This is a genomic window from Pantoea sp. Ft-CA_14 (genome assembly GCF_024520875.1).
Classification (GTDB): domain Bacteria; phylum Pseudomonadota; class Gammaproteobacteria; order Enterobacterales; family Enterobacteriaceae; genus Pantoea; species Pantoea agglomerans.
The window spans coordinates 1-14,754 of record NZ_JALNPM010000014.1 but is presented as its reverse complement, the minus strand read 5'-3'; the positions used below and the strand labels follow the sequence as shown (position 1 = coordinate 14,754).

The 14,754-nt window shown below is 52.3% G+C and carries 10 protein-coding genes; 4 read left to right on the top strand and 6 right to left on the bottom strand.

Going from position 1 to position 14,754, the window contains the following annotated elements; translation table 11 throughout:
* Positions 1 to 27 precede the first annotated feature (27 nt).
* From NR195_RS18410 to serC, 6 genes are all read right to left on the bottom strand, one after another.
* Positions 28 to 2,283, bottom strand: coding sequence for a DNA internalization-related competence protein ComEC/Rec2 (locus tag NR195_RS18410; RefSeq protein ID WP_256844802.1), 2,256 nt, complete (start codon positions 2,281 to 2,283; stop codon positions 28 to 30).
* 204 nt (positions 2,284 to 2,487) lie between these two features.
* Positions 2,488 to 2,772 (bottom strand): integration host factor subunit beta, encoded by a 285-nt coding sequence (ihfB, locus tag NR195_RS18405; RefSeq protein ID WP_003849360.1) that lies wholly within the window; start codon positions 2,770 to 2,772, stop codon positions 2,488 to 2,490.
* 82 nt (positions 2,773 to 2,854) lie between these two features.
* Entirely contained in the window at positions 2,855 to 4,528 is a 1,674-nt protein-coding gene (rpsA, locus tag NR195_RS18400) for a 30S ribosomal protein S1 (protein WP_003849352.1), read from the bottom strand.
* A 108-nt stretch (positions 4,529 to 4,636) separates the two neighbouring features.
* On the bottom strand, positions 4,637 to 5,323 hold the full coding sequence (gene cmk / locus NR195_RS18395; RefSeq protein WP_010254946.1) for a (d)CMP kinase: 687 nt from the start codon (positions 5,321 to 5,323) through the stop codon (positions 4,637 to 4,639).
* A gap of 198 nt (positions 5,324 to 5,521) precedes the next feature.
* The gene (aroA, locus tag NR195_RS18390; RefSeq protein WP_010254943.1) at positions 5,522 to 6,808 is read right to left on the bottom strand and encodes a 3-phosphoshikimate 1-carboxyvinyltransferase; all 1,287 of its coding nucleotides are present in this window, start codon (positions 6,806 to 6,808) and stop codon (positions 5,522 to 5,524) included.
* 82 nt (positions 6,809 to 6,890) lie between these two features.
* The gene (gene serC, locus NR195_RS18385; protein ID WP_010669757.1) at positions 6,891 to 7,976 is read right to left on the bottom strand and encodes a 3-phosphoserine/phosphohydroxythreonine transaminase; all 1,086 of its coding nucleotides are present in this window, start codon (positions 7,974 to 7,976) and stop codon (positions 6,891 to 6,893) included.
* Between the two features lie 326 nt (positions 7,977 to 8,302).
* On the opposite strand from serC, the gene ycaO reads away from it, so the two are divergent.
* The 4 genes from ycaO (at position 8,303) to pflA (ending at position 14,559) form a co-directional block, all read left to right on the top strand.
* Positions 8,303 to 10,066, top strand: coding sequence for a 30S ribosomal protein S12 methylthiotransferase accessory factor YcaO (gene ycaO, locus NR195_RS18380; protein WP_010254940.1), 1,764 nt, complete (start codon positions 8,303 to 8,305; stop codon positions 10,064 to 10,066).
* A 373-nt stretch (positions 10,067 to 10,439) separates the two neighbouring features.
* The gene (focA, locus tag NR195_RS18375) at positions 10,440 to 11,300 is read left to right on the top strand and encodes a formate transporter FocA (protein ID WP_010254939.1); all 861 of its coding nucleotides are present in this window, start codon (positions 10,440 to 10,442) and stop codon (positions 11,298 to 11,300) included.
* 71 nt (positions 11,301 to 11,371) lie between these two features.
* Positions 11,372 to 13,654, top strand: a complete 2,283-nt coding sequence (gene pflB / locus NR195_RS18370; protein WP_010254936.1) for a formate C-acetyltransferase — start codon at positions 11,372 to 11,374, stop codon at positions 13,652 to 13,654.
* Between the two features lie 164 nt (positions 13,655 to 13,818).
* Positions 13,819 to 14,559 (top strand): pyruvate formate lyase 1-activating protein, encoded by a 741-nt coding sequence (gene pflA, locus NR195_RS18365; RefSeq protein ID WP_010254935.1) that lies wholly within the window; start codon positions 13,819 to 13,821, stop codon positions 14,557 to 14,559.
* Positions 14,560 to 14,754: the final 195 nt, after the last annotated feature.

The following is a 14,754-nucleotide window of genomic DNA, read 5'->3' as shown; positions in this document are numbered from 1 at the left end:
TCACGCTGTTGGAAATAGCCGGCCATTCTACCTGGATTCGCGTTTGACGCCAAACCACTGATGATACCAACGGGGCATTAATTGTTCCCGCAGGGTAGAAACCTGCGCTCTGCCCTGATTTATCCTGATACTGATTTGTCCTGACTGGCCCGTATCCAGCCAGTGAAAACCGGCCGTTCGGTAGTTTTCCAGCACATTTTTCGCGGGCATGCGCCATGCATTGTAGCGTGCCAGCGAGGCGATAGCGGTGTGGCCTGCGGCTTTACGCAGCAGCAATGAGGTCGACGACGTCCGGCTGCCGTGGTGCGGGACCTGCAGAATATCGACCTTCAGCCCCTGCTTCTCCAGCGCCACCAGCTGGCGTTCCGCTTTCGCTTCAATATCACCGGTTAACATCAGCCGGACCTGACCATCATCAACGATCACCACACAGGAGTCATTATTTCCGCCCGGCAGGGGTGCCGTCAGCGGCCAGACCACCCGAAAGTGGAGCTGCCGCCAGCGCCACTGCGTGCCCCGTACGCAGGGTAAGTGTGCCTCATCAGCCAGCGCACTTCTGACTTCAACCGCTGGCCAGCGTTGAGTAATCGCCGCCAGCCCGCCAGTATGATCCAGATGTTTATGACTCAGGATGACCTGTTTTAACCGTAACTGCCTGCGCTCCAGCCATGGAATGATCACCCGACTCCCCGCATTATCGTTCTGCCAGCGCGGGCCGGTGTCATACATCACGGCCTCGTCGCCCTGGCTGATCACCAGACTCAGACCGTGCCCGATATCCAGCATATCGATGCGCCAGCCCTGCTCCTGATTTGGCTGGCGACTCAGTATCATCGCCAGCGCTAACGCGCCGCTGCTTAGTGGCAGAGAGAAGAAGAGCTGCGCACGCCAGAGAATCAGACCGCCCCATACCATGACTGTAAACCAGGTTGTGCCATTCAGCGGCCACCAGCCTGGTGGCAGCAACGTCAGGCCATGAAACAGTGCACGTAAAGAGAGATCGGCCGCTCCCCAGAAGAAGCCAGATAAATGCGCCACCGGCAGCAGCAGGGCGAGCGTCACCAGAGGCATGGTAATAAACGAGACGACCGGAATCGCGACAACATTTGCCACCAGCGCAGTCAGGCTGATGCCGTTGAAAATCGCCACCTGCAACGGCACCATTAAAATCATCATGCCCGCCTGTAAATGCAGCAGTTGTACCGGAATCCAGCGCCGTTGCCGACGGAACGACGCAGGCAGCGGGAACCAGTGATACCAGACCAGCAGCATGCCGACAGCCAGTACCGAGAGCCAGAAGCTGTCTGAGAGCACGGTCAGCGGGTCGGTTACCAGCAGCAACGCAATACAGAACGTCCAGACCTGCCAGCTATTCAGCTGAACTCCCGCAAACCGTGTTATCGCCCATAGCGTCAGGGCAAGCAGCGAACGCTCTGCGGGAGGCTGTGCACCGGAGAGCCAGGTATAGATTGCAGCAAACAGCCAGCTCACGATGAGGGGGAAAAGATAGCTGATATAACGGGCTGGCAAGATAAATTGCACCCCACGCGCAATCATCCAGCCGGTGCTGGCGGCCAGGGCGATATGCATGCCCGATATCGCCATCAGATGCGCGGTACCGGTATCCCGCAGTAGCTGACGCGTCTGCTGGCTCATCTCATCCCGAATGCCAAAAGCCAGTGCCTCCAGCGTTGCACGTGCAGGCATTGCACGGGTCCTGTCACGATGCCATAAAATAAATCGCCAGCGGCTATCACAGCGATCGCTTACCGCAGTCTGCTTAAGGATTCGTCCCTGAAGCGGCGTATTATTAGCCAGTGCAAAACGCTGCGCATCAAAATCGCCCTCATTAAGGCGGGCATGTACCGGTCGCAGACGCAGTTTCATCGTCCAGCGTTGTCCTGGACAGTAGACCTCCGGATCAGCATCAAACCAGATCCAGGCAAAGCGAGGCGGAAAAATCATCCTGCCCTCCTCTTTCAGCAGACGAACCCGGATTTGCTTCCGCTCTTTCCGCAGTTCACTGATCTGAAGGGTGTAGGTGGCAGGACGCGCCGAGAACTTTTCGATATCCCGCACTATCAGACGGGCGTCGTTACAGGCCCATGCCAGAAACAGCAGAGTAATACCGGCCAGACGGACGGGTTGGTAAGGGCAATGCAGCAGAGCCAGTCCTGTGAGGAGGAAGCCCCACATCACCTCACCGGAAGGCAGCCGGGCCATCAGCATTAGCGGTAACGTTGCAACGATCGCCAGTCGCGCCAGAACGGTCCATGTCAGCATAATCGTATCCATTGATTCAGTTCGATTATTCTGGGCAAAGGAGGTAAAAGTAACAGCGGATGATCAGGCAGGCTGGAGCGCTCTCACAAAGAGAGTGCGGCGTTGCAGTGTTGATGACAGCAATCCGGATGTCAGATCTGAGCCTGAATCGCAGGCAAAAAAAAACGACATCCGGAGATGTCGTTTATCTGGTTCGGTATCGGCTTAGCCGTAGATATTTGCGCGATCGCGCAGCTCTTTGCCTGGCTTAAAGTGGGGAACGTATTTACCTTCCAGATCCACTTTGTCACCCGTTTTCGGGTTACGTCCAGTACGCGGAGCGCGATAGTGCAAAGAAAAGCTGCCGAATCCCCGGATTTCGATGCGTTCGCCCTGTGCCAGCGTAGTGGCCATGTGCTCAAGCATCTCTTTTACTGCATCCTCAACGACTTTCGCCGGTATATGAGTATGCTGTCCCGCCAGTCTTTCGATCAGTTCTGACTTGGTCATGTAACCTCCGGTTTATCCCTATGGGAATGTATGACAGCTTTTACCGAAACCGGGTGGTTGCCCACCCGGTGCTTCAGGCCGATTACTCGCCTTTAGCCGCTTTGAACGCTTCAGCCATAGCGCTAGAGAAATTGCCTTCTTCCTGTTTGGTGTTAACAGTATTGATAGCTTCTTTCTCATCAGCCTGGTCTTTCGCACGGACAGACAGGCTTACGACACGGTTTTTACGATCAACGCCGGTGAACTTAGCTTCAACGTCGTCGCCAACGTTCAGAACCAGAGTTGCATCTTCAATGCGGTCCAGTGAAGCTTCAGAAGCGCGCAGGTAACCCTCAACGCCGTCTGCTAATTCAACTGTAGCACCTTTAGCATCAACTGCAGTCACTTTACCGGTGACGATGGCACCTTTCTTGTTCAAAGTGATGTAGTTGTTGAACGGATCTTCTGCCAGCTGTTTAACGCCCAGAGAGATACGCTCGCGCTCTGCATCAACCTGCAGTACAACGGCAGCGATTTCGTCGCCTTTTTTGTACTCACGAACGGCTTCTTCGCCAGTCGCGTTCCAGGAGATGTCAGACAGGTGAACCAGACCGTCGATGCCGCCATCCAGGCCGATGAAGATACCGAAGTCAGTGATTGACTTGATTTTACCTTCAACACGATCGCCTTTGTTGTGCGTCTCAGCGAACAGCTGCCATGGGTTAGATTTACACTGCTTCAGACCCAGGGAGATACGACGACGCTCTTCGTCAATGTCCAGAACCATAACTTCAACCACGTCGCCTACATTAACAACTTTAGACGGATGGATGTTTTTGTTGGTCCAGTCCATTTCAGACACGTGTACCAGACCTTCAACGCCTTCTTCGATTTCCACGAAGCAGCCGTAATCAGTCAGGTTGGTAACACGACCGGTCAGGCGGGTGCCTTCCGGATAGCGTTTAGCGATAGCAACCCATGGATCTTCGCCCAGCTGCTTCAGACCCAGAGAAACACGGGTACGCTCGCGGTCGAACTTCAGCACCTTAACGGTGATTTCGTCGCCCACGTTGACGATTTCGCTTGGATGCTTAACGCGTTTCCATGCCATGTCAGTGATGTGCAGCAGGCCATCAACGCCGCCCAGATCAACGAATGCACCGTAGTCAGTCAGGTTCTTAACGATACCTTTGACTTCCATGCCTTCCTGCAGGTTTTCCAGCAGCTGATCGCGCTCTGCGCTGTTTTCGGATTCGATAACCGCACGACGTGAAACCACGACGTTGTTGCGTTTCTGATCCAGCTTGATCACTTTGAATTCAAGCTCTTTGCCTTCCAGGTGCAGCGTATCGCGCACCGGACGCACATCTACCAGTGAACCTGGCAGGAACGCACGGATACCGTTGAGCTCAACTGTGAAGCCGCCTTTAACTTTGCCGTTGATAACACCGGTAACAGTTTCAGCGTCTTCGTAAGCTTTCTCCAGCGTGATCCATGCTTCATGGCGCTTAGCTTTCTCACGGGACAGCAGGGTTTCACCGAAGCCGTCTTCCACTGCATCCAGAGCAACATCAACTTCGTCGCCTACCTGGATTTCCAGTTCGCCGGCTGCGTTCTTGAACTGCTCTGCAGGAATTGCAGATTCAGATTTCAGACCCGCATCAACCAGAACGACATCTTTGTCGATAGAAACGACGATGCCACGAACGATAGAACCCGGGCGGGTTTCGATTGTTTTTAAGGATTCTTCAAATAGTTGAGCAAAAGATTCAGTCATATTGATAATCTTCAGGATTCTTCAATTTAACGTCCATCTGACTTCATGTCGGATGGGGTTGTTTCACATGCCCGGCACCGGATCCATGGTACAGGGTGGTAGATTCAGTTAAGCCGTAATACCCAGCTTCTCGCGGGCATATTGTAGCGCTTTTTCAATGACTTGATCGATAGACATCTCGGTAGAGTCCAGAACCAATGCATCGCCAGCGGCTACTAAAGGCGCAATTGCGCGATTACGATCGCGGTCGTCGCGTTCTTTTATCTCGGCTAAAAGGCGGTCAAAGTTAACATTAAAGCCATTATCCTGCAACTGTAGCATACGGCGCTGAGCACGCTCTTCCGGGCTGGCATCAAGGAAAATTTTCACTGGCGCATCCGGAAAAACTACGGTGCCCATATCACGGCCATCAGCAATCAGGCCAGGCATCTCGCGGAAACCGCGCTGGCGGCGCAATAATGCTTCGCGTACCCGGGGAAAAGCGGCAACACGAGAAGCGGTGTTGCTGACCTCCTGAGTACGGATTTCACCGGTGACATCTTCACCTTCAAGTATGACCTGCATTTCACCATTTTGTGACACAAAGCGCACATCCAGGTGAGCGGCAATCGGCACCAGCGCCTCTTCAGATTCAATCTCCACCTGATGATGCAATGCGGCCAACGCCAGCACGCGATAAATAGCACCGGAGTCCAGCAGATGCCACTGCAGCGATTCCGCCATCGCTTTGCACAGGGTTCCCTTTCCCGCTCCACTTGGCCCATCAATAGTTATGACCGGGGCAGTTACTGTCATTATTCCCTCCTGTTGCTGCGTGCTTCCTGACCTTTCGGTCACCATTAATGACTAGCATTATACGCTGCATAGCACGGCTTGGTTACCCTTTCGCACTGATCAGGTTCGTAATCTTAGTCAATTCAGAGGATCTCTGGCCTGTTACAGCCAGATAAAATCAGGGGAGTTCCGGTGCGAACCGCACCGGAAGGGGAGATATCAGGCGCTCTGGCTGATTTTAGCCAGTTGAACGAAATAGTCCGGGAAGGTTTTTGCAGTACAGCCAGGATCGAGAATGGTCACCGGGGTATCAGAAAGTGCAACCAGAGAGAAACACATCGCCATGCGGTGGTCATTGTAGGTGCCAATATCCGCATGAATCAGCGTCGCTGGCGGCGTAATACGGATGTAGTCATGACCCTCTTCGACTTCTGCCCCGACTTTACGCAGCTCTGTGGCCATTGCGCTCAGTCGATCGGTCTCTTTTACCCGCCAGTTATAAATATTGCGTAACCGGGTAGTGCCCTCTGCAAATAGCGCCGTAGTCGCGATGGTCATTGCAGCATCCGGAATATGGTTCATGTCCATATCGATGGCCTGCAGTTTTCCGGCCGTACAGGCAATGTAATCATCGCCCCACTCAATCGTCGCGCCCATCTTTTCCAGCACGTCAGCAAACCGGATGTCACCCTGCACACTCTGGCGTCCAATCCCGGTGACGCGAACCGTGCCGCCTTTAATGGCGGCAGCGGCCAGGAAATAGGAAGCGGAAGAGGCATCGCCTTCAACCAGGTAATCACCCGGCGACTGATACTGTTGCTGTCCCTTGATCAGGAAGCGTTGATAGTTCTGATTCTCAACCTCGACGCCAAAGCACTGCATCAGATTAAGGGTAATATCGATGTAAGGTTTCGACACCAAATCACCTTTGATGGTGATACAGGTATCCTGCTGTGCCAGCGGCGCGGTCATCAGCAGCGCGGTCAGGAACTGGCTGGAAACGCTGCCATCCACACTGACTTCACCCCCGGTAAAACCACCGCGTAAACGCAGCGGCGGATAGTTTTCGTTTTCCAGGTACTCAATGGTTGCTCCGCCCTGACGAAGTGCGTCAACCAGATGCCCGATTGGACGCTCTTTCATGCGGGGTTCGCCGGTCAGTTCGATATCGTGCTGGCCCAGACAAAGCGCCGCGGCCAGCGGACGCATTGCGGTTCCGGCATTGCCCAGAAACAGTGACAGCGGTTGAGATGCGTGCAGTGGCCCGGCATTTCCCGTCACTTCACACAGGGTGCGATCGCTGGAAAGCGTATAGCTTACACCAAGCGCGGTCAGCGCATTCAGCATGTGCTTAACGTCGTCGCTGTCGAGCAGGTTGGTAAGACGGGTTGTACCTTTAGCCAGAGCAGCCAGCAGCAATGCACGATTGGAAACGCTCTTTGAGCCGGGCAGATTTACCGTGCCGTTGACGCGCGCAATCGGTTGGAGAGTCAGGGAGTCCTGCATGTGAAACGAAATCCTCAAAAAATACAGAGACCTCGCCGTGTGACGAGGTCTGGCATCAGCATCAATGCTGATATCTTAATAATCAGCCGTGACGGCGTTCAAAATCGACCATGAAATCGGTCAGGGCCTTCACACCTTCCAGCGGCATCGCATTATAAATAGAGGCGCGCATACCGCCTACTACACGATGGCCTTTAAGCGCGTGTAATCCCGCCTTAAACGACTCTTCCAGGAACAGCGCATCGAGTGAAGCATCGGCCAGCTGGAAAGGGATGTTCATGCGTGAGCGGTTTTCTGTTGCCACATCATTACGATAGAAGCCACTGTGATCGATTACGCCATAAAGCAGGTCAGATTTTGCCTGATTGATACGATCAATTTCAGCCACACCGCCCTTCTCTTTCAGCCATTTAAACACCAGCCCTGAGAGATACCACGCAAAAGTCGGCGGGGTGTTAAACATCGAATCGTTATCGGCCAGCACTTTGTAATCGAGGATTGAGGGCACAGAGGCGTGTGCCTGACCCAGCAGATCTTCGCGAACGACAACCAGCGTTAATCCGGCCGGGCCCACATTTTTCTGCGCACCCGCATAAATCACACCGTAACGACTCACATCGATAGGGCGTGACAGAATGGTGGATGAGAAATCAGCAACAACGGTTTTACTGCCAAAGTCGGGCTGTTCGTCAATCGCGATGCCATCAATGGTTTCATTCGGGCAGAAATGCAGGTAAGCGGACGTCTCACTCACCTCCCATTCGCTCATCGGCAGGATGGCTCGTTTACCGTCGCGCGTTGTTTTGACATCCAGCGTGCGTGGGGAACAATACTTTTCCGCTTCTTTTATTGCGCTATGCGCCCAGTAACCGCCATCAACATAGTCGGCACTGGTCGCTTTACCCAGCAGATTTCCCGGTACGGCAGCGAACTGCGCACGCGCCCCGCCATGACAGAATAAAACTTTGTAATTCGACGGTATTTTTAGCAGATCACGGAAGTCCTGCTCCGCTTCTTCAGCCACCTGAATAAACTCTTTACTGCGGTGACTGATCTCCATTACAGAGGTACCCAGACCGCGCCAGTTCGTCAGTTCCTGTTCTGCACGACGAAGCACTTCAACCGGTAGCATCGCCGGGCCAGAGCTAAAATTATAAACTTGCGTCATTTCCCCTCACCACTGTCATATCGAACGGTTATGAATAACCATCCGGTTTTATCACTGCATTCTGATAGCTGCAATCATAAATCAGGGAGCGGTCACATTTTCTGAATCTGGATCGCCGGAGGTTATGTTACCAATGCAAATCTGCGCGGAATTTTGTGAGGCTTTATCCAGCGCCATTAATCCGCGTTTGGCCTGAGAGCAGAAGTGATGAAAAGTAAGCCGGTAAAGTAAGCCGGTAAAAATGTCCCGCCCTGATAGCGGTCTGTTAGCAAAATCCGTATCATTGCGCGCTTTACGCACCCTATGACAACTGAGAGAGCGGCACTATGACGCAAACATTTATCCCGGGCAAAGATGCCGCACTGGAAGACTCCATTGCGCGTTTCCAGAACAAGCTGCAGGATCTTGGCTTTAACATTGAAGAAGCATCCTGGCTGAATCCTGTCCCCCATGTCTGGTCAGTGCATATCCGCGATCGCGATTGCCCGCTCTGTTTTACCAACGGCAAGGGCGCCAGTAAAAAAGCGGCGCTGGCCTCCGCGCTGGGCGAGTATTTCGAGCGTCTCTCAACTAACTATTTTTTTGCTGACTTCTGGCTGGGAAAAAAGATCGCTAACGGCGATTTTGTTCACTATCCCAATGAAAAATGGTTTGCGTTACCTGATGATGAGTCCTTACCTGAAGGTATTCTGGATCCGCGCCTGCGCGCATTTTACGATCCCGACAATGCACTGACGGCTTCCGGCCTGATTGATCTGCAGTCCGGGAATACTGAACGTGGTATCTGCGCCCTGCCCTTTACCCGTCAGTCCGACCAGCAGACTGTCTATATCCCGATGAATATTATCGGCAACCTCTATGTCTCAAACGGCATGTCGGCAGGTAATACCGCGAACGAAGCGCGTGTTCAGGGGCTGTCTGAAGTGTTTGAGCGCTACATTAAAAACCGCATTATTGCTGAAGCGATCAGCCTGCCTGCGATTCCAGATGACGTGATGCAGCGTTATCCTGAGGTGATCGAAGCCATTGCACGTCTTGAAGCGGAAGGCTTCCCGATTTTCGCTTATGACGCCTCTCTCGGCGGTAAATATCCGGTTATCTGCGTGGTGCTGTTTAACCCAACCAACGGAACCTGTTTTGCCTCATTTGGTGCTCACCCTGATTTCGGTGTGGCGCTGGAGCGTACCGTTACCGAGTTGCTGCAGGGCCGAAGCCTCAAAGATCTGGATGTGTTTACCCCACCGACCTTTGATGACGAAGAAGTGGCTGAGCATGCCAACCTTGAAACACACTTTATCGATTCAAGCGGCCTGATCTCCTGGGATCTGTTTAAAGAAACTGCGGATTATCCTTTTGTCGACTGGTCATTCGCGGGCAGCACCGAACAGGAATTCGCCACGCTGATGGCAATCTTCGCCTCGGAAGATCAGGAAGTCTATATTGCAGACTACGAGCATCTGGGTGTCTATGCCTGCCGCATCATCGTGCCAGGCATGTCTGATATCTACCCGGCAGAAGACCTGTTCCTGGCGAACAACAGCATGGGAGCGGGCATGCGTGAAACCCTGCTGGCCCTGCCTGACAGCAACTGGAATCCGGAAGAGTATCTGGATCTGATTGGACAGCTTGATGATGAAGGCTTTGATGACTTCACCCGCGTTCGTGAGCTGCTGGGTCTGGCGACCGGTAAAGACAATGGCTGGTACACGCTGCGTGTTGGCGAATTAAAAGCGATGCTGGCGCTGGCGGGCGGCGATCTGGATCAGGCATTGATCTGGACAGAATGGACGATGGAGTTTAACAGCTCAATCTTTACGCCAGAGCGCGCTAACTACTATCGTTGCCTGCAGACCCTGCTGTTACTGGCTATGGAAGATGAGCGTGATCCATTGCAGTATCATCACGCTTTCCTGCGGATGTATGGTGAGAGCGCAATGGAAGCAGCCTCCGCCGCGATCAGTGGTGAGAATCCGTTTAACGGCCTTCAGGCTGTTGATGATGAGCTGCAGGCCTTCCCTGCCCATCAGTCGCTGCTTGCCGCCTACGAAAAACTGCAAAACGCCAAACGTCACTACTGGAAAAACGCGTAAGCCCTGACGCGTCAGACTGAAAGCAGACGGTTAAACATGGCACTGGATTTATCTGGTGCCATCCTTCCCCACTTTCTCTATGAAACATTAGCTACTTTAAAATTCCTTCCCATTACATCACATCATTTTAATTAACATATAAGCCATTAATTAATAACACAGGCTGAACTAAAAAAGTGGCGCATCACTTTATATTAAAATATTTTTGTATTTTTAAAATAAATTTATTTGTCTATATTCAGCTAGTTAACTCATTATTTTCTCATTAATTTGCGACCAGTGGGTTACCACCCTGGCAAACATGATCCATATCAATTACTGACCTATACTCCTTTGTTAGTATTTTTTCAGACAACTTCAGGAGTAAGTTAGTGTGAAAACTGACAACCCTTTTAATCTTTTATTACCCGCCGCGATGGCAAAAGTGGCCGAAGACGCGGGTATCTATAAAGCAACCAAACATCCTTTTACGACCTTCTTTCTGGCAATAAACGCCGGCGTATTTATCTCAATCGCATTCGTTTTTTATATTACAGCGACCACCGGTAGCGGCGCGATGCCCTATGGCATAGCCAAACTGATTGGAGGTATCTGCTTTTCACTCGGCTTAATGCTGGTCGTGGTATGTGGTGCCGACCTTTTTACCTCTACTGTACTAATCGTTGTCGCCAAAGCCAGTGGCCGCATCAGCTGGGGACAGCTGGCCCGCAACTGGATTAACGTTTACGCCGGTAACCTTGCAGGTGCACTCTTCTTTGTCGCCCTGATGTGGTTTGCCGGACAGCACATGGTCGCGAATGGCGCCTGGGGATTGAATGTCCTGCAAACCGCCGACCACAAGATGCATCACACCTTCATAGAGGCGGTTTGTCTGGGTACATTGGCCAATCTGCTGGTCTGTCTCGCCGTCTGGATGAGTTACTCAGGCCGCACCCTGACCGATAAGCTGGTCGTGATGATTCTGCCTGTTGCGATGTTTGTCGCAAGCGGTTTCGAACACAGTATCGCCAACATGTTTCTTATACCCTATGCCATTGCTATTCGTGACTTCGCGACACCTGAATTCTGGCAGGCAGCTGGCACCACGGCGGCACAGTTTCACTCGCTGACCCTCAGTAACTTTATTATCGACAACCTGATTCCCGTGACCATCGGAAACATTATCGGCGGCGGCGTTCTGGTTGGGTTGACCTACTGGGTTATCTATCTCCGTAAAGGTGACCAGGTTCATTAAACGCATTTTTGACGGCACAGGAAGTTGGCTGTGCCCGACCGTAAAGTCTCCTCATATAAGGCAGGTATATTATGACCGAACTTAATGCAAAACTGGCTTCAGCATGGGAAGGATTTGCTGAAGGCGAATGGCAGAATAGCGTCAATGTGCGCGACTTCATTCAGAAAAACTACACCCCATATGAAGGTGACGAGTCATTCCTGGCGGGTGCCACCGAAGCGACCACCAAACTGTGGGAAAGCGTGCTGGAAGGCATCAAAATTGAGAACCGCACCCACGCGCCAGTCGACTTCGACACCGATCTCGCCTCAACCATTACCTCGCACGACGCGGGTTACATCATTAAGCCACTGGAAAAAATTGTTGGTCTGCAGACCGAAGCGCCATTAAAACGCGCCATCATTCCTTATGGCGGCATCAAAATGGTCGAAGGGTCATGCAAAGTGTATGGCCGTGAACTCGACCCTTCACTGAAAAAAATCTTCACCGAATACCGCAAAACGCACAACCAGGGCGTGTTCGATGTTTATACCCCGGACATTTTGCGCTGCCGTAAATCAGGAATCCTGACCGGCCTTCCTGATGCTTATGGCCGTGGCCGTATTATCGGTGACTATCGTCGTGTGGCGCTGTACGGCATCGATTTCCTGATGGCGGATAAATTCGCTCAGTTCGCCTCACTGCAGGAAGATTTAGAGAATGGCGTTAATCTGGAAGCGACTATTCGTCTGCGTGAAGAGATTTCTGACCAGCATCATGCGCTGGCCCAGATTAAAGAGATGGCAGCAAAATATGGCCATGACATCTCCGGTCCGGCTACCAATGCGGTTGAAGCAGTACAGTGGACTTACTATGGCTACCTGGCTGCAGTTAAATCACAAAACGGTGCTGCCATGTCATTTGGCCGCGTCTCAACCTTCCTTGATGTTTACATCGAACGTGACCTTAAAGCCGGTAAACTAACTGAAGAGCAGGCACAGGAACTGATTGACCATCTGGTGATGAAACTGCGTATGGTTCGCTTCCTGCGTACACCTGAATATGATGAGCTGTTCTCAGGTGACCCAATCTGGGCAACGGAATCCCTGGCTGGTATGGGCGTTGATGGCCGTACCCTGGTCTCAAAAAGTACGTTCCGCTTCCTGAATACCCTCTACACCATGGGTCCTTCACCTGAGCCGAACATGACCATCCTGTGGTCAGAAAAACTGCCGATTAATTTCAAAAAATATGCCGCTAAAGTCTCTATCGATACCTCATCTTTGCAGTATGAGAACGATGACCTGATGCGTGCTGATTTCGACAATGATGACTACGCAATCGCCTGCTGCGTGAGCCCGATGATTGTCGGCAAACAAATGCAGTTCTTTGGCGCACGTGCCAACCTGGCGAAAACGCTGCTCTACGCAATCAACGGCGGCGTGGATGAAAAGCTGAAAATGCAGGTTGGACCGAAAGGCGACAAAATCAGCGACGACGTACTGGATTTCGACACCGTCATGGAGCGTATGGATCACTTCATGGACTGGCTGGCAAAACAGTATGTGACTTCGCTGAACATCATTCACTACATGCATGATAAATACAGCTACGAAGCGGCACTGATGGCCTTACATGATCGGGATGTCTACCGCACCATGGCCTGTGGTATCGCGGGTCTCTCCGTCGCTGCGGATTCACTTTCTGCAATTAAATATGCCAAAGTGAAACCGATTCGTGACGAAGATGGTCTGGCCATCGACTTCGATATTGAAGGCGAATATCCGCAGTTCGGTAACAACGACTCACGGGTAGATGACCTGGCCTGCGATCTGGTTGAACGCTTCATGAAGAAAATTCAGCAGCTGAACACCTATCGTAATGCCGTGCCAACTCAGTCTGTTCTGACCATTACTTCGAACGTGGTATATGGTAAGAAAACCGGTAACACACCAGATGGACGTCGCGCTGGCGCGCCGTTTGGACCAGGTGCTAACCCGATGCATGGTCGTGACCAGAAAGGTGCAGTTGCCTCACTGACTTCCGTCGCGAAACTGCCGTTTGCCTATGCGAAAGATGGTATCTCCTATACCTTCTCAATCGTACCAAACGCGCTGGGTAAAGATGATAACGTGCGAAAAACCAACCTTGCCGGTCTGATGGATGGTTACTTCCATCACGAAGCCAGCATCGAAGGCGGTCAGCACCTCAACGTTAACGTTATGAACCGTGAAATGCTGCTGGACGCGATGGAACATCCAGAGAAATATCCGCAGCTGACCATTCGCGTTTCCGGTTACGCTGTACGCTTTAACTCACTGACTAAAGAACAGCAGCAGGATGTGATTACCCGAACCTTCACTAAATCACTGTAATTACTGCTCTACCTGATAAAAAAGGCTCCTCGCGGAGCCTTTTAATTAAAAGTCTGTTCTGGTGGTCATCTCCATCAAGGTTCCCACCAGAATCGATTTCCTGCCCTGAGCGCAACAGAGATTGCGCCGTCTGTCCCGGCAGACTTACTGGAGAAAACATCGCAATGTCAGTTAACGGTCGTATCCACTCATTTGAATCCTGCGGCACCGTCGATGGTCCCGGTATCCGTTTTATCACCTTCTTCCAGGGCTGCCTGATGCGCTGCCTCTACTGTCACAACCGCGACACCTGGGATACGCACGGTGGCAAAGAGATCAGCGTCGAAGCGCTGATGGCGGATGTGCTCTCCTATCGCCATTTTATGAACGCCTCTGGCGGCGGCGTCACGGCGTCGGGTGGTGAAGCCATTCTTCAGGCTGAATTTGTGCGCGACTGGTTCCGTGCCTGTAAGGCCGAAGGTATTCATACCTGTCTCGACACCAACGGCTTCGTACGCCGCTATGATCCGGTGATCGATGAACTGCTCGACGTTACCGACTTAGTGATGCTCGACCTGAAACAGATGAATGATGACGTCCATCAGATTCTGGTGGGTGTCTCTAATCACCGTACGCTGGACTTTGCCCGTTACCTGCAGAAAAAAGGCAAACGGACATGGATCCGTTTTGTCGTGGTGCCCGGCTATTCCGACGATGATGACACCGCGCATCGCTTGGGTGAATTCACGCGTGACATGGAGAACGTTGAGAAGATTGAATTGCTGCCCTATCACGAACTGGGTAAGCATAAATGGATTGCGATGGGTGAAGAGTACAAGCTGGACGGGGTGAAGCCACCGAGCAAAGAGACAATGGAGCGCGTGAAAAACATTCTCGCCAGCTATGGCCACGAAGTGATGTACTGAAGAATCTGCCACAAAAAAGGAGCTTAACGCTGGTCAGTTAAGATTAGATTTGTAAAGGCTGTCACGGTCAAACGTGGCAGCTTTTTTTCCGGGCGAGCGAGCCACAGTGCGGGCCAGCGCACCTCTGCTGCTGCCGGGCCGTCCTCGCGCCGCTCACGCGGTACCTTCGGCTTTGACGGCGTGCCGACGAACCGT